Here is a 16,828-nt window from a genome sequence, read left to right on the forward strand (position 1 = left end):
TGTCAGCAGGGGGTTGCGGCGCCTTTGCGGGCGTACCACCACCAGGTCACGACAATGCAACTCAGGTAAAAACCGACGAACATGTAGAACGCCATCGCCGGGCTACCGGTCATGGCCATCGACGAGCCGAAGGTCTTGGGAATAAAGAAGGCACCGAAGGCGCCGATCGCCGAGCTGAAACCGAGCACCGCAGCCGATTCCTTGCCCGCGTCTTTCAATGCCTGTTCGTGCGCCTTGGCGCCTTTGCCGGCAGCGGCTTTTTCATGCTGGGTGCGGAAGATCACCGGGATCATGCGGAAGGTCGAACCGTTGCCAATGCCGGTGGTGAAGAACAGCAGCATGAACATGCCCAGGAAGCCGTAGAAGTTGCCGGCAACACCCGGTTGCGGAATGAAGTGCAGCACGCCAAAGACCATCACGATCATCAGCACGAAGTTCCACAGGGTGACCCGCGCGCCGCCAAGCTTGTCCGCCAACCAGCCACCCAGCGGACGCACCAGGGCGCCAACCAGCGGGCCAAGGAACGCGAAAGCCAAGGCGTTGACTTCCGGGAACGAGGTTTTGATCAGCATCGGGAAGGCGGCAGAGAAGCCAATGAACGAGCCAAAGGTGGCCAGGTACAGCCAGCACATCAGCCAGTTGTGCTTGCGCTTGAAAATCACCGCCTGCTCGCTGAACGAGGCTTTGGCGCTGGACAGATCATTCATGCAGAACCAGGCCAGCAGCGTCACCGCGACAATGAACGGCACCCACAGGAAGCCCGCGTTCTGCAGCCACAATTGAGTGCCATCGGCGAGTACCTGCGGTTGGCCGCCGAGCACACCGAACACGCCGAAGGTAATCACCATGGGCACGGCGAACTGCATGACCGAGACACCCAGGTTGCCCAGGCCGGCGTTAAGCCCCAGGGCAGTGCCCTGCTGCGACTTTGGATAGAAGAAGCTGATGTTGGACATGCTCGAGGCGAAGTTGCCGCCACCGAACCCACACAGCAAGGCGATGATCACGAACACGCTGTAAGGGGTGCTTGGGTCCTGTACAGCAAAGCCCATCCACAAAGTTGGTACCAGCAACGAAGCGGTACTGATTGCAGTCCAGCGACGGCCGCCGAAAATCGGCACCATGAACGAGTAGAACACCCGCAAGGTTGCGCCAGACAGGCCCGGCAAGGCTGCCAACCAGAACAACTGGTCAGTGGTGAAGGTGAAGCCGATGGCGTTGAGGCGCACGATCACCGTGCTCCAGACCATCCATACGGCAAAGGCCAACAGCAGCGCGGGAATGGAAATCCACAGGTTGCGGGTTGCAGTCTTTTTGCCGCTACGCCCCCAGAATGCGGGGTCTTCAGGGCGCCAGTCATGTATGACCGGGCCTGAGTCAGGCTTCTTAAGAACCGACATGGTCTTCTCCTTGGGCAATGCTTGAAAACGAATTCGAAGTCGTCTGCGGCTGTTTACCGAGCAGCGGGCGTTTGCGGATTTCGCTGAAGTACATCCAGATCAGCGACACCCAGACCACGCCGTACAGCAGCATGAAAGCCGAGGAGCGCACGCCGGTCAGATCGACCAGGGCGCCAAACATGATGGGCAGGACAAAGCCACCCAGGCCGCCGGCGAGACCGACGATGCCCGATACCGCACCCATGTTCTGCGGGTAGTCATTGGCGATGTACTTGAATACCGAGGCTTTGCCGAAGGCGAAGGCAATGCCGATAATGAACAGCAGTACAGTGAACAGCACCGGATTCAGGCCGATATGGAAATCCAGCGGGCCGTTGAGGGTCTGCACTTGCAATTGAGTCTGTGGGTAGGAGAGCAGGAACAGGCAGATCCAGCTGACCCACAGCACCCACCAAGTCACGCTCTGAGCGCCCCAGCGATCCGACATCCAGCCGCCGACCGCACGCAGCACGCCACCTGGCAGTGAGAAGCAGGCAGCCAGCAGGGCCGCACTTTGCAGGGTGAAACCGTATTCCTCGACGTAGTACTTGGTCATCCACAGTGCCAGCGCTACATAGCCGCCGAAGACAATCGAGTAGTACTGGCAGTAGCGCCACACCGCAGGATCTTTCAGCGACTTGAGTTGCTCGCCGAGGGTCGCGCCGTTGGCACTGCGGTGCGCTTTGTTGTCAGAGGTAAGGAACCAGAACAACAGCGCGGTAATGAACAGGATGGCGCTGAAGACTTTCGGTACCAGTTGCCAGCTACCGGCTGCAATCAACGCAGGAGCGAGGAACTTGGTCAGCGCCGAGCCGGCGTTACCGGCACCGAACACGCCCATGGCGAAACCCTGGTTTTCCTTTTCGAACCATTTGGCGACGTAAGCGATACCCACCGAGAAGGAGCCACCGGCAAGGCCGACAAACAGCCCCAGTACCAGAAACTGCCAATAGGCTGTGGCGTGGCTGATCAAGTACAGCGGCAATACACAGGACAACATCAGCAGGAAGAACACGATGCGACCGCCAAAACGGTCGGTCAGAATCCCCAGTGGCAAGCGCACCAGTGAACCAGTCAATACGGGAGTAGCGGCTAACAGACCAAACTGTGTCTCATTGAGCTGGAGCAGTTCCTTGATCGGCACGCCCAGCACGGCAAACATCATCCAGACCATGAAACAGACGGTGAAGGCCAGCGTGCTCATGCCTAAAACCAGGCCTTGTTTTACACGCGGTGGGTTCATGTTGCGTCTCCCGTTTAAAAGCAATGGCGGCAGACTAGAGAGGCGGACCCGGTAAAAACTTGATACGGATCAACGAACCCAAAAGCGAATCAGGGCTATGCTTTACCCATCTACCTCCAACGAGGTAGACAGTAAAAACCTCAAAACCCTTTGTTTATCAGTGTTTTGGCGTTTTTAGCCGATGGATTCGGGCCGGGTCGAAGGATAAGAACTCTTTAGAGGTAGAACGCCAGGGACGGGCTGCAGAAACATCGGCAGTCATAACAACGGAGCCCTGCATGCGTGTTTTCCATCATTTTTTCGTCGGCCTGCGGACATGATCCGTTGGCTGCGTAGCTCGTTGCCCGCCCGAGCCGGTCTCGCCGTTATCCTGATCGCGGTGCTGGCGCTGGCGAGCTCCTTGAGCGCCGGTCTGATCGCCTGGTTCAGCCAGGGCGATGCGGCGGCGATCAATACCGCAGGCTCGGTGCGCATGGAGACATACCGCCTGAGCTGGAAACTGGCCTCCGGCGCCAACGCCGACGAAATCGCCCACGTCAGCCAAAGCCTGCAACAGCGTCTCAATAGCCAGACCCTGAAAGCCGTGCTGGAAGACGGCAGCAATAAGGCCGTGGACGCCAGCTATCAACAACTGCAGGCGTACTGGCGCGACACCTTGAATCCGGCGCTGGAACGCGGTGATGCCATGGCATTCCAGGCCAACGCCCTGCCCTTCATCGAACAGCTCAACCAGTTCGTCAACCTGCTGCAGCGCCAGAGCGAACATAAGCAAACCTGGCAACAGATGATCCAGGGCGCTGCCTTGTTCATCACCATGATCGTCCTGCTGATTGGCCTCTATGAATTGCAGAGCAGCGTGATCAGCCCACTGCAGGAATTGGTGGATGCGACCCAGCGCTTTCGCCGTGGCGAGTTCCAGGCTCGGGTCAATCACCAATCCGAGGATGAATTGGGTCAACTGGCCACCAGTTTCAACGCCATGGCCGAAACCATCGAACAGTCCCATCGCACACTGGAATCCCAGGTCCAGCAAAAAACCTTGAACCTGCAACAGGCAAACGCCGCCTTGGAGTTGCTGTACCAGAGCAGCTCCAGCCTGGCCACGCGCCTGGCCAACGCCGAAGGCCTGGATGAACTGATCCGGCGCTTCCAGCAACGCCTGCCCGGCCTGCGCCTGTCATTGTGCCTGCAGGGCCAATTGCAAGCGCCTGCCCAACAATTGCTCGCCCTGCATGGCGCCGACAGCCGCAGAATCTGTGCCAGCACCGACTGCGCCACCTGCCAGCGCCATGTGCAACTCAAACCACACATCTACAGCATCAGCAACCAGGGCAGCACGCTGGGTGAGCTCAAGGCGCACTTCATCGATGGCCACGCTCCGCAGGCCTGGGAAACCCAACTTATCCAGGCCTTGGCCAACCTGATCGGCACTTCGCTGTCGCTCAAGCGCCAGCGCGAGCAAGACCACCGCTTGCTGCTGCTCGAAGAGCGCGCCATCATTGCCCGCGAGCTGCATGATTCGCTGGCCCAGGCCCTGTCGTACATGAAGCTGCAGGTCAGCCGCATGCAAACCCTGATGCGCCGTGGCGAATCGGTAGATACCCTGGAGAGCGTGACTGCCGAGCTGCGCGAAGGCCTGAACAATGCCTACCGCCAGTTGCGCGAACTGCTGACCACCTTCCGTCTGCAAATCCAGGACGCAGGCCTGGTCCAGGGCCTCAAGGACACCACCCAGGAATTCAGCCGTCGCGGCGATTTCCAGGTGCACCTGAAGGTCGACAACCTGGCCTTCGAGCTGTCAGCCAGCGAGCAGATCCACATCCTTCAGATCACCCGTGAGGCGCTTTCCAATTGCCTGCGCCACGCCCACGCCCAGAACGCCTGGCTGGAATTGCGCCAGGAGGGAGAGACCGTGCGCCTGTCCATCGAGGACGACGGCCGCGGCTTCGTTGGCAGTTGTGACCCACGTGAGCATCATGGCCTGCACATCATGGATGAACGCGCTCGCAGCCTGCACGGCCAACTGCAAATACTCCCCAGGGATCCGCAAGGCACCCTCGTCCAGATGGAATTCCGTCCGGAATTTCTCGGGCAACCCTTACAAGGAAATATCTCATGAACATGCCCGTGCGCTGCCGTATTCTCCTGGTCGATGACCACCCCATGATGCGTCGCGGCATCCGTCAGATGCTGGAACTTGAAGACGACTTCGACATCGTTGGCGAAGCCAATCACGGCGAAGAAGCGCTGGCCATGATCGAGCCGCTGCAACCGGATCTGGTCCTGCTGGACAACAACATGCCGCAGATGAACGGCATCGAGACCCTGCGCCACCTGCGCGCCCAGGCCTATACCGGCAAGGTCCTGCTGTTCACCGTCTCCGATGCCGAAGACGACATCCGTGACGCACTGCGCCTGGATGCCGACGGCTACTTGCTCAAGGACATGGAGCCGGAACTGCTGATCCAGTACATCCGCGATGCCATGAATGGATCCTTGGTAATCAGCCCGGGACTTACCCAAGTGATGGCCCAGGCTCTGCGTTCACCGCCGCGGCAACCGGAGGTAGAACTCACCGAGCGCGAGCGCCAGGTGCTCAAGACCATCGCCAGCGGCTACAGCAACAAAGTCATTGGCCACAAGCTGGGCATCACTGAAGGCACAGTCAAAGTTCATGTGAAGAATCTGCTGCACAAGCTGGGCCTGCGCTCGCGGGTCGAGGCCGCGGTGTGGGCCATGGAGCACCTGCGCCAAGGCTGACTGCCCCTTTGGAGGTAGGCCGGCGGAGGCATAGGCCGCAAGTCCCCGCAGGTCTACCATACCGGCAGGAGGTACTCCATGCTGACCAATCCTTCCCTTGTACTGTTCTTGCGCCGCCACCACCTATTCAGCAACCTGCCCGAACGCGTTTTCGAACAGGTCTGCGGCCTGGCCTTGCAGCGTCGCCTGAGCTGCCACGACACCCTCATGCACCAGGGTGACCCGGCCAAACGTTTCTTTCTTCTGGTCAGTGGCCAGATCAAGTTGTATCGCATCACCGCCCAGGGTCAGGAAAATCTCGTCGAGATCATCCAGCCCGGACAATCCTTTGCCGAAGCCCTGCTGTTCAGCCAGACCCGTTATTACCCGGTCAGCGCCACAGCGCTCAAGGACAGCGTGGTGGTCAGCATCGAAGGCAGCCACTACCGCAATGCCCTGGAGGACCAGCCACAAGTGTGCCTGGCGATCCTGGCCAGCATGAGCATCCACCTGCATCAACGGCTCAAGGACATCGACACCTTGACCCTGGCCAGCGCCAGCCAACGGGTTATCAACTTCTTGCTGCAGGAACAGGACCCGGAGGATGGCCGCGTGCTGTTGCAGGTGTCTAAACGCCTGGTTGCCTCGAAACTGGGCATCCAGCCGGAAACCTTTTCACGCATCCTCCATCGCCTGGTGGAGAACGGCCTGATTGCCATGGAGCGTCGCGACATTCGCATCCTGGCAAACGACGCGCTGGCCGACTATCAGGTCTGATCGGCCTACCACTGGAGAGCCTTCATGTCTCGCACTACCCTGCCCCTGGTGTACTCCTGCTCCGGTTGTTCCAACGTTGCGCAACTGGCCAATGACGTGGCGCTGCGCCTGGACCGCGAGGGCCTGGCACAGATGTCCTGCATTGTCGGGGTGGGTGGGCAGGTACCGGCGCTGGTCAATCTGGCCCGTTCAGGACGGCCGATTCTGGCGCTCGATGGCTGCCCACTGGAATGCGTCGCCAGTTGCCTGCACCTGCACGACCTGCAGGCCGACCAGCACGTGATCCTCAGCCAAATGGGCCTGCGCAAGCGTTACGGGGAGGATTGCAGCCCGGCGCAGGCCGATGAAGTGTTCGCCGAGATCCGCCAGTTGCTGGCGGATCACATGGTCTGAGCGCGAGCGGCTTAGCCTGCGGCCAAGCCCTTGCCCGCCCGCTCCAGATTGCGCCACAGCCAAACTGGCAACACGTCAGGGTCGAGGCTGTCGATCAGGTTTTTCAGGGTTAGCCCCAGCTCGGTGTCCCCTTCAATCACCAAACGCCGCCTGAAAAACAGCGTATCGGGATCTTCCTGACGGCTGGCCAACAGCAGGAATTCACGCCAGTTGCCGCGGATGGTCACATCGGCCTTGGCCTGAGCGGCTATCTGCAAACCATAGACGGTGCGGGTCACGTACCAGCTCAGATTCAGATCGGGAATTCGCAGGCACAACCAGCGCCCACGCAGCAGATCGAAATCGCCGTTCTTCAGTGGCTCGGCCAGGCAACGATTAAGCGCCTGCTGCAATGCTACGCGCTGCAGCACAAAAGGCACCCGACGGATCAGTGGAAGCACCCGGTCGGCGCCACGCAGCAGCCATTCCTTTCGATTCAACACAGGCCCACCTCCTCTACTCGCAGCATTCCTGCCTGTCCATGCCAGTAACCATTGCAGCCCTCTACGTGCAGCGGCGGCATTTCACCCTGGCGCACACGATCGAAGGCTTCGACCACCTCGACCATACCCTCGGCGCGCGGGCTCAAACGCAACATGTCCGCGCCGCTGGCCGTGAGCCCGGCGTAGTCGGCCAACAGGTTAGTGACCTCGGCCGACATGGTCTGGATGCCGTTGAGGGTGAACAGTGGCTGACCTTCCTGGCTACTCAGGGCCAGGCCATCGGGATAGTTCAGGCAGCAGAACTGGCAGTCGTCCTTGGGCCGATTCTCGGCACGCGCAGTGAAGCAGCGCGCCGAATACGCCAGCGGCAAGTGCCCATAGGCAAAGACTTCGACCTCCGGCAAGTCGCGCCCCAAACCCTTGAGCTGATCGAGTATCGAGCGAATCAGCGCAGCCGAACACTCCACAGGTGGCACCCAACGGATCAGGCCGCAAGACTGCATCTGCGCCAGGGCGTGACCGTTGTACAGGTTGAGCGCGGGGCCGCCGACGAAGGACAACTTGCGCTCGGCCAAAAACTGCACCGCGCCCATATCGTTGGCTTCCACCAGCAACTGGCCGTTGTCGCACAAGCGCCGCAGGCTGGAAAGCTCAGAGGCGGCTTCGACCAGGGTCAGGCTCGACAAGACGATCTGCGCCTGGCTGACGCTTTGCAGTTCACGCGCCAGGCCCAACCAATGATCCAGGCTCATGGCCCGGCGTTTCGAACAGACAGTTTCACCCAGGTAGATGACGTCCAGCGGCAAGCCGGCCATCTCGGAATAGAAACGTCCTAATTGCTCTTTGTCCCAGTAGTACAGAACAGGTCCCAGGCTGAGTTTCATGTCCAGTCCCTCATTGCCATGATCGATGGTAGGCGCCCAAGGTGGTCTGGCTGCCTTCGGACAGGCCGGCCAGCACTTTGCGCCACTGGTCTTTGACTGCGAAGCGCTCGGGCGCCTGGCGATGAGAATCAAGGGCCGCACGCCAAACCTGGGTGACCTGCTCGACGTAGGCAGGGCTGCGCTGGCGACCCTCGATCTTGACGGCCTCTACACCCATGGCCACCAACTCCGGCAGCAGATCAAGGGTATCCAGGCTGGTGGGCTCTTCAAGGGCATGGAAGCGTTTGCCCCCCACCAGGAAACGGCCTTTGCACAAGGTCGGATAACCGGCAGGTTCTTCTGGGCTGTAACGATCGATGAGCACTTCACTCAGGCGAGCGCTCAAGCCGTCGCTGTCCTCACTCCAGCGCACGGCCTTGGCCGGCGAGCACACACCACACAGGTTCGGCGACTCTCCGGTGATATACGACGATAAGTGGCAACGGCCTTCAGCCATGATGCACAAGCTGCCAAACGCAAAAACTTCAATGGGTACCGTACTGTTGGCCGCGACCTGACGCACCTGCGCCAGCGACAGCACACGCGGCAACACCGCCCGGCGAATGTTGTAATGCTGGGCATAGAACGCCAGGGCACTGGCGTTGGTTGCCGAGCCCTGAACCGACAGGTGCAGGTTCAGATTGGGATGGCGTTGGCTGGCATAACCCAGCACGCCGGGGTCGGCAGCGATCAGCGCATCGACGCCATAATCGGCGGCGCGATCCACTGCCCGCTGCCATCGTTCCCAGCCTTGTGGCTGCGGGTAGGTATTGACCGCGACATAGAGCTTGCGTTGGTGGTGGCGGATATGGGCGACGGCGGCGTCAAACTGCTTGTCGTCCATGTTCAGTCCAGCGAAGTGCCGGGCGTTGGTGTCATCGCGAAAGCCGACGTAGACAGCATCGGCGCCTTGGCGCACCGCCGCTTTGAGCGCAGGCAGATTCCCTGCCGGGCAGACCAGTTGCATGGGTACTCCTCATCAAAGAACTTGTCTCGACCCCGCCTCCGATGCGTAACGCGAGCAGGCCCGGTGCAATCGAAAATGCGCCGCCAGTCTAGCCAGACCGACGACGCAGGCCTTGACGACAATCAAGGCTCATTACTGCATGAGTTCAGCGAAAGACAGGAAGGTCACATTGTCGTGCTCGTGTACCAATTGCTCGCACTCCACCACTGCCAGACCATCGGCCCAACAGGCTGCCGCGAGCATCGCCGAGCTCTGCTGCGGGTGCAGTTGGATACTCGGCTGACCATTCTCCTGCAGCGTCAAGCGGGCGCGCAGGTACTGTCGGCGCTTGTTGCGCTGCAACCAGTCGAAGCCTGCCGGCATGGCCATCGGCCGCGGCGCTACATCACGCACACCCTGGGCGCGGAGCAAGAACGGGCGTACGACTATCAGGGCGGTGATCAATGCCGCGGCAGGGTTGCCAGGCATACCGATCCAAGGTTTGCCCGCCACTTGACCAAAGGCCAGCGGCTTGCCCGGTTGAATCGCCAGGCGCCAGAGATCCAGGCTGCCCAGGGTCTCGATGGCGTGTTTGAGGTGATCTTCCTCGCCAACCGAAACACCGCCGGAGCTGAGCATCAGGTCGCACTCGGAGGCCGCCAGGCTCAAGGCATGACAGCTAGCGGAAAGGTCATCAGCCATTACCCCATAGTCATGAACCTCGACACCCCAGCCTTGCAAGAGCGCCGTCAGGCAATAGCGGTTGCTGTTGTAGATCTGCCCCGGCGCCAGGGGTTGGCCGGGTTCACGCAGTTCATCGCCGCTACTGAGCAGGCACACACGCAAGGGTCGATAGACGTCCACCCAGCGCACCCCGACAGCAGCCAACAGGCCCAACTCCTGGGCACGCAGGCGCTTTCCAGCCTGGAGTAGCAGGTAGCCCTTGCGCATCTCCTCGCCGGCCTTGCGCACGTGATCCCCAAGGTTGGCGGGCGGTAGCCAGACCTGATCGTCTTCGACCCGGCAAAGCTCCTGCGGCACGACGGTGTCGGCCCCCGGGGGCAACGGCGCTCCGGTAAAAATGCGAACTGCCTGCCCTTCGAGCAACGGCGTTGTAGCTGCCTGCCCGGCGGCGATACGCCCGGCCAGTTTCAGGCAGCCGCCGGCGGCAGGAAGATCAACTGCGCGAAAGGCGAAGCCATCCATCGCGCTGTTGTCCCAGCCTGGAAGATCGAGCGGCGAATGGATATCCGCTGCCAGTACCCGGCCCAAGGCCTTCTCCAACAACACGCTTTGCGCCGCCGGCGGTGGCGGCACCTGTTCGAGCAAGTGACCGATTGCTTGATCGACCGGCATCAACTTGCCGCTGTCACATACTTTGTGGCTCATGGGCGGCCCCCACAGGCCTCGATTACCTGGTCAGCCTGGACCTTCAGATGCGGGGCGAAATTGCACGGCCCGGTGCGGCTGTCGAGTTGTCCAAGCAGGATCTGATTCCAGGCGGTGCGACAGGCCCCAGGTGAACCTGGAACACAGCACACCAGCACGCCGTTGCTCATTCCGGCCAGCGCCCGCGACTGCAGGCTGGACATGCCGATTTCCGCCAGCGAGACCTGACGGAACAACTCACCAAAGCCTTCCACGTGTTTATCGAGCAGTGGCTCGACCGCCTGCGGCGTGTTGTCGCGCGCGGTAAATCCGGTGCCGCCGGTGGTCAGCACGACCTGCACCTTGGGGTCGGCAATCCAGCGCGAGATCGTGGCCCGAATCTGGTAGATATCGTCCTTGACCAGGTCGCGATCGATCAACTGATGCCCGGCTGCCTGCAACAAGTCGCACAGCGTCTGTCCCGAGGTGTCGTTGTCAAAGCTGCGCGTATCGCTGATGGTCAGTACCGCAATGTTCAGCGGCTGAAAGGTGTGTTGCGCCAGATGGGCCATGTGCGGACCCTCCCTTAGTGTGAATGCGCCAAAGCCTGAACCGAAACCGCCAGCGAACCTATTCCTCCAAGGAGGTACCTCTAGCGGCCGCTCCGTTCAAGGGGCCAGCCGACTGCGCTGCCACACTCCATCCTGCAGGCGGTAGTCCAGGCGGTCATGCAAGCGATCGGCGCGGCCCTGCCAGAACTCCATGCGTTCAGGCCGCAAGCAGTAGCCGCCCCAGTGCTGCGGACGCTGCAGCGGTTGGTCGACGAAGCGGCGAATGGTTTGCGCCAGCAATTCCTCCAGCGCCGCCCGGTTGGCGAGCACCTGACTTTGTGGCGACGCCCAGGCGCCGAGGCGACTGGCAACAGGGCGGGAGTCGAAATATTCATCGCTGAGCTGGGCTGAAAGCCGTCCAACCTGCCCTTCGATGCGCACCTGACGCTCAAGGCCCGGCCAGAAGAAGGTCATGGCCGCCCATGGGTTGGCATCCAGCTCCTGACCCTTGGCGCTCTGGTAATTGCCGAAGAAGGTAAAGCCCTCCGCGCTCAAGCCCTTGAGCAACAGCACGCGGCCATGGGGCCGCCCCTGACTGTCGACGGTCGCCAGGTGCATACTGTTGGCCTCCACCGGAGCGCACTCGGTTTCCCGTGCCTGTATCAGCCATTGCTCGAACATCTGCAAAGGATCGTGCGCCGCGGCGTCTTCCTGCAGGCCTCCAAGGGTGTAGTTGCGGCGCATCTGTGCCAGGGACAGGGGCAAGGGCATGACGGTGATCTCCGGTGAATGGAGTGCGCAGTCTGTTGGCTTGCCCCGTTGCTCACCTTGACCGCCATCAACGTCGCGCTTACTTCAAGCGCAGTCGCTTGGCCAGCTTATGCAGGTTGCTCGGATCGACCTGGAGTAACCGTGCGGCGCTCGCCCAATTATTCTCGCTCAGTTCCAGCGCCTGAATGATGGTACGGCGCTGGCAGGCATCGACCGCCTCGCTCAACGACGGCGGCGGCATACCTGACACATGCCCTTGCTCTGGCAGCTCAGTATTGGCTGCAGCGGGCACGCTGGTGTCGAGGTCGAGCACTTCTGGCTCCAGGGTAATGATCAGGCTGCGGCTGCCACCGCGACTGAGCTGCTTGAGGGCGGCGCGGCTGATCACGTGCTCGAGCTCACGCACATTGCCCGGCCAGTGGTAGGCCAACAGCGCCCGCTCGGCGGCCGGCGAAAGGCGCAAGCCACGCAGGCCCAGACGGGTACGGTTGAGTTCGAGAAATTGGCCGGCAAGTATCAGGACATCGTTGTCACGCTCGCGCAACGGCGGAATCGGCACCGGGTAGACCGACAGGCGGTGGTACAGGTCGGCGCGGAACAGGCCATCGCGAATACTGTCGGGCAGATGGCGATTGGTGGCGGCAATGATGCGCACATTCACATGCAGCGGTTTGTCTGCGCCCAGACGCTGGATCTCGCCATTCTGCAACGTGCGCAGCAGCTTGGCCTGAACGCTCAACGGCAACTCACCAACCTCATCGAGAAACAGTGTGCCGCCATTGGCCGCATCGAAGCGCCCGGCGCGGTCACTGTTGGCACCGGAAAACGCGCCTTTAACGTGACCGAACAGCTCGCTTTCAGCCAGCGACTCCGGCAATGCGGCGCAATTGACCTGCACCAGCGGCTTGTGGCTGCGCCGGGAAATACGGTGCAGGCGCCGGGCGAACAGCTCCTTGCCCACGCCGGTTTCACCCAGTAGTAATACCGGTAACTCCGAGTCCGCCAGCACGTCCAGTTCATTCAACAGCTGATGCATGACCTGACTCTGACCAAGTATCTCGCCCTCCTGCACGGGCATGCGCAGGTCGGCGGGCTCGCTTCGTGACAGGCGCAGGCTGCGGTTTTCCTGTTCCAGCCGGGTAACCCTCAATGCCGCTTCGATCTGCAACGTGCAGCATTTGAGTTCAATCCGCGAAGCATCGTCGAAGGTCCCGGCCTCAAGCGCATCAAGGGTAATCGCGCCCCAGACCTGCCCTTCCACATACAGGCTCACGCCCATGCAGTCATGTACCGCCAGGGGTTCATGAAGTGCCGTGTCGAGCAAACCGTCGTATGGATCGGGCAAGCGGCTGTCCGGCTCGAACCAGGTCGGCTCACGCGAGGCCATGATCGCTGCCAGGCGCGGATGCTGGGCAATGACAAAGCGCCGCCCAAGTGCCTCGTGCGCCAGGCCGACGGTTGCCACTGGGCGCAAGCTGTCGTCATCGAGGCGCAACAGGCCGACGGCACCGCATTTGAAGTATTCGCGCAGTGTCTGCACCAGCCGTTGCAGGCGCACGGCATTGGGCAACTCGACAACCAGATCGGCGGTTAGGCTTTCACGTTGCATGGTGTTAATGACCTCATGTGGTTGTATCTACCCTGGCTTATCAAGGTGATTTTTACCACTGGAAAAAATAAACGCCATGATTTCAATCAGTTAAAAATGGCACAGGCAATGCAATCAGCAAGGTGACCTTTGCAATCCCTACCAAGGAACCCTGATGAGCCAGATACTTCTCGAAAAAAGCCTCGGTCAACTGGCCTGCGACATCCCCGGCGCTACCCGAATTTTTCACAGTTTCAACCTGGATTTCTGTTGCGGCGGACAGAAAACCCTGCGCGAAGCTGCCTTGGGCAAACAACTGGACCCGACACTGATCGCCGAAGCCCTTGGCAAATTGCAAGACAGCGGTGCCAGCGCACAAGACTGGCGCCAATTGCCGGAAGCGGAGTTGATCGCGCACATTCTCTCGCGCTACCACGACCGTCACCGTCAACAGTTGCCGGAGCTGATCCGCCTGGCGCGACGTGTAGAACAGGTTCATGGCGCACGCAGCTCCTGCCCCAACGGCTTGGCCAACCATCTTCAGGACATGCAGCAGGAACTTGAGGGGCACATGCTCAAGGAAGAACAAATACTCTTCCCTATGCTGCAACAAGGCGTAGGTGAGCGCGCCGCACCGCCTATCAGAGTGTTGCGCCTGGAGCACGACCAGCACGGTGAAGCGCTGGACATCCTGTTGACGCTGACCAACAACATCACCCCGCCTGCAGACGCCTGCAACACCTGGCGCGCCCTGTACCGTGGCCTGCTGGAGTTTCGCGATGACCTGATGCAGCACATTCACCTGGAAAACAATGTGCTGTTCATCAAGGCGCTCGATTCAGTTCACTGATTCACGCCACTGTACAACAGTGCGGGGAGGCGCTCAGGCGCCACGGCTAAAGCGATAAGTCGTCACCCCGCACAACAACAAACCGATCAGCGCCAGCGATCCACCGACCAGGCCAATATTGGCCAAACCCATGTGCACGCTGACCAGGCTACCGATCAAGGCTCCGGCACCAATGCCGATGTTGTAAATGCCGGAAAACATCGCCATGGCGACGTCGGTAGCATCCGACGCCAGCAGCAACACCTTGGACTGCAGCGCCAGGCTGAAGCACATGATCGCCACGCCCCAGAACATACTCAAGGTGCCGAGCAGGCCGAAGTTCTCTGACAAAGGCAGCAATAGCAGCAAGCAGGTCGCCAGAATGCCAATAGCGGCCAGCAGGAAACCGCTGGGGAAGCGTTCACTGTAACGGCTGAACAGCACCGACCCGAATACGCCTGCACCACCGAACAGCAACAACAGCAGCGTGGTTCTCTCGCCGCCAACCTGCGCCACGTTCAAGGCGAACGGTTCGATATAACTGTACGCGGTGAACTGCGCGGCAATCACCAGGGCCACCAGCACATACACGGTCACCAGCGCCGGACGCTTGAACAGAACCGGCACGCTGCGTAAAGAGCCCGAGTTCTGGCTCGGCAACAGCGGCAGCGACTTGACCAGGCAAATCAAGGTCGCCAACGCCACCCCGGCAATCGCCAGGAAGGTGATGCGCCAGCCCAAGGCCTCCCCTACTACCCGACCCAACGGAATGCCCATGACCATCGCCAGCGTCGTGCCGGTTGCCAGCAAGCCCAGCGCCTTGGCCTGTTGCCCCGGTGGCGCGACCCGTACCGCAAGGGATGCGGTAATGGCCCAGAACACGGCATGCGCCAAAGCGATGCCAATTCGACTGAGCAACAGAATACTGAAGCTCTGCGCCAACCACGACAGCATATGGCTGACAATAAACAGTACAAAAACAATGATCAGCAGCTTGCGCCGCTCGATATTGCGCGTCAGCAACATCATCGGCAGTGACGCCAGCGCTACCACCCAGGCATAGATCGTCAGCATCAAGCCGACCTGGGCGGTGGACATCTGAAAACTTGTACCAATGTCGCTGAGCAGCGCCACCGGCACAAACTCGGTGGTATTGAAAATAAACGCCGCCAGGGCCAGGGCTATCACACTGAGCCAGCTGCCGGCTCGCGCATCCACGGGTGTATTCATCGGTGGGGGTGTTACTCCAGATCGATTGCAGACGCCGGGCGCGAAATTGCGCCCAGCCTGAAGCACCCAGGCCCATCGGGCATGAGTGGAAGCGTGTGCGCTGAGGAATTGGTTATAAGTATGCGGAGTATCGCTTGCTGGCAAGGATAGTACGTCAGGACCCGGCCTGTCACAACAGCGCTGCCGGTCTGATTGGCGAGGGCAGTTTCCATGGCCACTGCTACACTCAATGCCGTGATAGGAGGAATGAATCATGTCCGATAAAGACATCACCACTCTGTTGACCTTGATCGATCATCGGCAAGCCACATTGGCCTCGGCCTGCAAGGAAATTGCCGACTGGATAGACCGCCAAGGTGACGTACCGGTCGCCGGCAGAATCCGCGCCAGCCTCAAGGCAGTGGAAGCTGACGACGCACTGGTCAAAAAAACCCTGACCTCGCTGAGGGTCGACCGACCCCTGCCGCGTTTTCGCTGAACTGACGCCGTTACCGAGGCAGGCCCCATAGCTGTGCTGCCACGTGTTTTCATCATCACGAGGGCTTCTCATGCGTACTCTTCTGCTCGTTGCACTGCTGTTGTCCAGCCCGCTGACCCTCGCCAAGACCGAGTGTTCCAAAGCGGACAAGGTCCAGTGGCAAGACCCGGACAACTTCCAGCAAGAGCTGAAAAAACAGGGCTACGAGATCAAGAAGTTCAAGATCACCGATGGCAACTGTTATGAGATCTACGGCTGGGACAAAGACAAGCGCAAAGTCGAAATCTACTTCGATCCGGTCACCGGCAAGAAGGTGAAAGAAGAGATCGACTGAAGTGGATGACGAAACACTGCGCCTATGGGACCCGTTGGTCAGATTCTGCCACTGGTCGCTGGTGCTGGCTTTCGTGGGTGGCTACTTCTTTACCGAAGAAGGCGACGACTGGCACCGATGGCTGGGCTATTACGCTGTGGCCATCGTGCTGATTCGTGCTGTGTGGGGGTTTGTCGGCACACCGGCCGCGCGCTGGCGGGATTTCTGGCCAACCCCAGCGCGGCTCAAATGGCACGTGCATGCGCTGTTCAGCGGCGAAGACTACCACCGCCTGGGCCATTCACCGCTCGGTGCACTGGTCATGGTGCTGATGCTGGCATTGATGTTGGGCTTGGGCGTCAGCGGTTTTCTGATGGAAGAAGTGGACTACTTCTGGGGCGAAGAGCTGCCGCGCGATATCCATGAGTACATGGCCAACACCTTATTGGCGCTGGTGGGTGTGCATATCGCCGCTGCTGTATTCGAAAGCCTGCGAATGAAGGAAAACCTGCCACTGTCGATGATCACCGGCAGGCGCCGCAAGCTGTAACCTTGCTTGTAAGTGAGTGACGCCCCCTTCAGCCGGGGGATGATCCATTGGCGTGGGCGGTTCAAAATCAAAAGCTGCACAGCAGCGTCTCGCTGTTGCTGTTGCTGTTGCTGTTGCTGTGCTTCTACCTGCACAAATCGTGCAGACGCCACAAATCGTCCCTTCAGCAGGCCGAATGGAACCCTTGCGTAGTGGGGCGACGGCCATG

The 16,828-nt window shown here is 60.4% G+C and carries 18 protein-coding genes; 8 read left to right on the forward strand and 10 right to left on the reverse strand.

The window, feature by feature from the left end; all coding sequences use genetic code 11:
- Positions 1-2: 2 nt before the first annotated feature.
- The gene (locus tag V0R60_RS06525; protein ID WP_136475685.1) at positions 3-1,400 is read right to left on the reverse strand and encodes a NarK family nitrate/nitrite MFS transporter; all 1,398 of its coding nucleotides are present in this window, start codon (positions 1,398-1,400) and stop codon (positions 3-5) included.
- Positions 1,387-2,682, reverse strand: coding sequence for an MFS transporter (locus tag V0R60_RS06530; RefSeq protein WP_136475684.1), 1,296 nt, complete (start codon positions 2,680-2,682; stop codon positions 1,387-1,389). The genes V0R60_RS06525 and V0R60_RS06530 overlap by 14 nt, the downstream gene beginning before the upstream one ends.
- Before the next feature lie 316 nt (positions 2,683-2,998).
- Here V0R60_RS06530 and V0R60_RS06535 point away from each other — a divergent pair, with 316 nt between their 5' ends.
- The 4 genes from V0R60_RS06535 (at position 2,999) to V0R60_RS06550 (ending at position 6,591) form a co-directional block, all read left to right on the forward strand.
- A complete protein-coding gene (locus tag V0R60_RS06535) occupies positions 2,999-4,801 on the forward strand; it encodes a HAMP domain-containing protein (protein ID WP_330078932.1) in 1,803 nt (600 codons plus the stop codon).
- On the forward strand, positions 4,798-5,442 hold the full coding sequence (narL, locus tag V0R60_RS06540; RefSeq protein WP_136475682.1) for a two-component system response regulator NarL: 645 nt from the start codon (positions 4,798-4,800) through the stop codon (positions 5,440-5,442). Before V0R60_RS06535 ends, narL begins: the two co-directional genes overlap by 4 nt.
- Positions 5,443-5,520: 78 nt before the next feature.
- Entirely contained in the window at positions 5,521-6,198 is a 678-nt protein-coding gene (locus V0R60_RS06545) for a Crp/Fnr family transcriptional regulator (protein WP_136475681.1), read from the forward strand.
- A 24-nt stretch (positions 6,199-6,222) separates the two neighbouring features.
- Positions 6,223-6,591: a putative zinc-binding protein gene (locus V0R60_RS06550; protein WP_330078931.1), complete on the forward strand. Its 369-nt coding sequence runs from the start codon at positions 6,223-6,225 to the stop codon at positions 6,589-6,591.
- A gap of 11 nt (positions 6,592-6,602) precedes the next feature.
- Here the strand turns inward: V0R60_RS06550 and ubiT are convergent, their stop codons facing one another.
- The 7 genes from ubiT to norR form a co-directional block, all read right to left on the reverse strand.
- Positions 6,603-7,073 carry a ubiquinone anaerobic biosynthesis accessory factor UbiT gene (gene ubiT, locus V0R60_RS06555; protein ID WP_136475679.1) on the reverse strand — a complete coding sequence of 157 codons (471 nt, stop codon included), beginning with the start codon at positions 7,071-7,073 and terminating at the stop codon, positions 6,603-6,605.
- Positions 7,067-7,957: a U32 family peptidase gene (locus tag V0R60_RS06560; RefSeq protein WP_136475678.1), complete on the reverse strand. Its 891-nt coding sequence runs from the start codon at positions 7,955-7,957 to the stop codon at positions 7,067-7,069. Before V0R60_RS06560 ends, ubiT begins: the two co-directional genes overlap by 7 nt.
- A gap of 10 nt (positions 7,958-7,967) precedes the next feature.
- Complete coding sequence (ubiU, locus tag V0R60_RS06565; protein WP_136475677.1) at positions 7,968-8,963, reverse strand: ubiquinone anaerobic biosynthesis protein UbiU; 996 nt, start codon at positions 8,961-8,963, stop codon at positions 7,968-7,970.
- A 132-nt stretch (positions 8,964-9,095) separates the two neighbouring features.
- The gene (locus V0R60_RS06570) at positions 9,096-10,331 is read right to left on the reverse strand and encodes a molybdopterin molybdotransferase MoeA (protein ID WP_330078930.1); all 1,236 of its coding nucleotides are present in this window, start codon (positions 10,329-10,331) and stop codon (positions 9,096-9,098) included.
- A complete protein-coding gene (gene moaB, locus V0R60_RS06575; protein ID WP_136475675.1) occupies positions 10,328-10,882 on the reverse strand; it encodes a molybdenum cofactor biosynthesis protein B in 555 nt (184 codons plus the stop codon). The genes V0R60_RS06570 and moaB overlap by 4 nt, the downstream gene beginning before the upstream one ends.
- A gap of 96 nt (positions 10,883-10,978) precedes the next feature.
- Complete coding sequence (pdxH, locus tag V0R60_RS06580; protein WP_136478919.1) at positions 10,979-11,626, reverse strand: pyridoxamine 5'-phosphate oxidase; 648 nt, start codon at positions 11,624-11,626, stop codon at positions 10,979-10,981.
- 85 nt (positions 11,627-11,711) lie between these two features.
- Positions 11,712-13,241: a nitric oxide reductase transcriptional regulator NorR gene (gene norR, locus V0R60_RS06585; protein ID WP_136475674.1), complete on the reverse strand. Its 1,530-nt coding sequence runs from the start codon at positions 13,239-13,241 to the stop codon at positions 11,712-11,714.
- Between the two features lie 154 nt (positions 13,242-13,395).
- Between norR and ytfE the strand changes: the two genes are divergently transcribed.
- Positions 13,396-14,070, forward strand: a complete 675-nt coding sequence (gene ytfE / locus V0R60_RS06590) for an iron-sulfur cluster repair protein YtfE (RefSeq protein ID WP_330078929.1) — start codon at positions 13,396-13,398, stop codon at positions 14,068-14,070.
- A gap of 33 nt (positions 14,071-14,103) precedes the next feature.
- Here the strand turns inward: ytfE and V0R60_RS06595 are convergent, their stop codons facing one another.
- A complete protein-coding gene (locus V0R60_RS06595; RefSeq protein ID WP_330078928.1) occupies positions 14,104-15,279 on the reverse strand; it encodes a sugar transporter in 1,176 nt (391 codons plus the stop codon).
- Positions 15,280-15,532: 253 nt separating this feature from the next.
- Between V0R60_RS06595 and V0R60_RS06600 the strand changes: the two genes are divergently transcribed.
- The 3 genes from V0R60_RS06600 to V0R60_RS06610 all read left to right on the forward strand — a co-directional run bounded on the left by V0R60_RS06600 (position 15,533) and on the right by V0R60_RS06610 (position 16,620).
- Positions 15,533-15,757 (forward strand): hypothetical protein, encoded by a 225-nt coding sequence (locus V0R60_RS06600; protein ID WP_136475671.1) that lies wholly within the window; start codon positions 15,533-15,535, stop codon positions 15,755-15,757.
- 70 nt (positions 15,758-15,827) lie between these two features.
- Complete coding sequence (locus tag V0R60_RS06605) at positions 15,828-16,091, forward strand: PepSY domain-containing protein (RefSeq protein WP_136475670.1); 264 nt, start codon at positions 15,828-15,830, stop codon at positions 16,089-16,091.
- 1 nt (position 16,092) lies between these two features.
- Positions 16,093-16,620 (forward strand): cytochrome b/b6 domain-containing protein, encoded by a 528-nt coding sequence (locus V0R60_RS06610; RefSeq protein ID WP_330078927.1) that lies wholly within the window; start codon positions 16,093-16,095, stop codon positions 16,618-16,620.
- Positions 16,621-16,828 lie beyond the last annotated feature (208 nt).

Origin of the sequence: Pseudomonas auratipiscis (assembly GCF_036324085.1) — a bacterium.
Taxonomy (GTDB): Bacteria; Pseudomonadota; Gammaproteobacteria; order Pseudomonadales; family Pseudomonadaceae; genus Aquipseudomonas; species Aquipseudomonas auratipiscis.

Bases quoted from the DNA above. Each gene is read 5' to 3' on its own strand.
- V0R60_RS06525 (WP_136475685.1), bottom strand. From the start codon at position 1,400: ATGTCGGTTCTTAAGAAGCCTGACTCAGGCCCGGTCATACATGACTGG.
- V0R60_RS06530 (WP_136475684.1), bottom strand. From the start codon at position 2,682: ATGAACCCACCGCGTGTAAAACAAGGCCTGGTTTTAGGCATGAGCACG.
- V0R60_RS06535 (WP_330078932.1), top strand. From the start codon at position 2,999: ATGATCCGTTGGCTGCGTAGCTCGTTGCCCGCCCGAGCCGGTCTCGCC.
- narL (WP_136475682.1), top strand. From the start codon at position 4,798: ATGAACATGCCCGTGCGCTGCCGTATTCTCCTGGTCGATGACCACCCC.
- V0R60_RS06545 (WP_136475681.1), top strand. From the start codon at position 5,521: ATGCTGACCAATCCTTCCCTTGTACTGTTCTTGCGCCGCCACCACCTA.
- V0R60_RS06550 (WP_330078931.1), top strand. From the start codon at position 6,223: ATGTCTCGCACTACCCTGCCCCTGGTGTACTCCTGCTCCGGTTGTTCC.
- V0R60_RS06560 (WP_136475678.1), bottom strand. From the start codon at position 7,957: ATGAAACTCAGCCTGGGACCTGTTCTGTACTACTGGGACAAAGAGCAA.
- ubiU (WP_136475677.1), bottom strand. From the start codon at position 8,963: ATGCAACTGGTCTGCCCGGCAGGGAATCTGCCTGCGCTCAAAGCGGCG.
- V0R60_RS06570 (WP_330078930.1), bottom strand. From the start codon at position 10,331: ATGAGCCACAAAGTATGTGACAGCGGCAAGTTGATGCCGGTCGATCAA.
- moaB (WP_136475675.1), bottom strand. From the start codon at position 10,882: ATGGCCCATCTGGCGCAACACACCTTTCAGCCGCTGAACATTGCGGTA.
- norR (WP_136475674.1), bottom strand. From the start codon at position 13,241: ATGCAACGTGAAAGCCTAACCGCCGATCTGGTTGTCGAGTTGCCCAAT.
- ytfE (WP_330078929.1), top strand. From the start codon at position 13,396: ATGAGCCAGATACTTCTCGAAAAAAGCCTCGGTCAACTGGCCTGCGAC.
- V0R60_RS06595 (WP_330078928.1), bottom strand. From the start codon at position 15,279: ATGAATACACCCGTGGATGCGCGAGCCGGCAGCTGGCTCAGTGTGATA.
- V0R60_RS06600 (WP_136475671.1), top strand. From the start codon at position 15,533: ATGTCCGATAAAGACATCACCACTCTGTTGACCTTGATCGATCATCGG.
- V0R60_RS06605 (WP_136475670.1), top strand. From the start codon at position 15,828: ATGCGTACTCTTCTGCTCGTTGCACTGCTGTTGTCCAGCCCGCTGACC.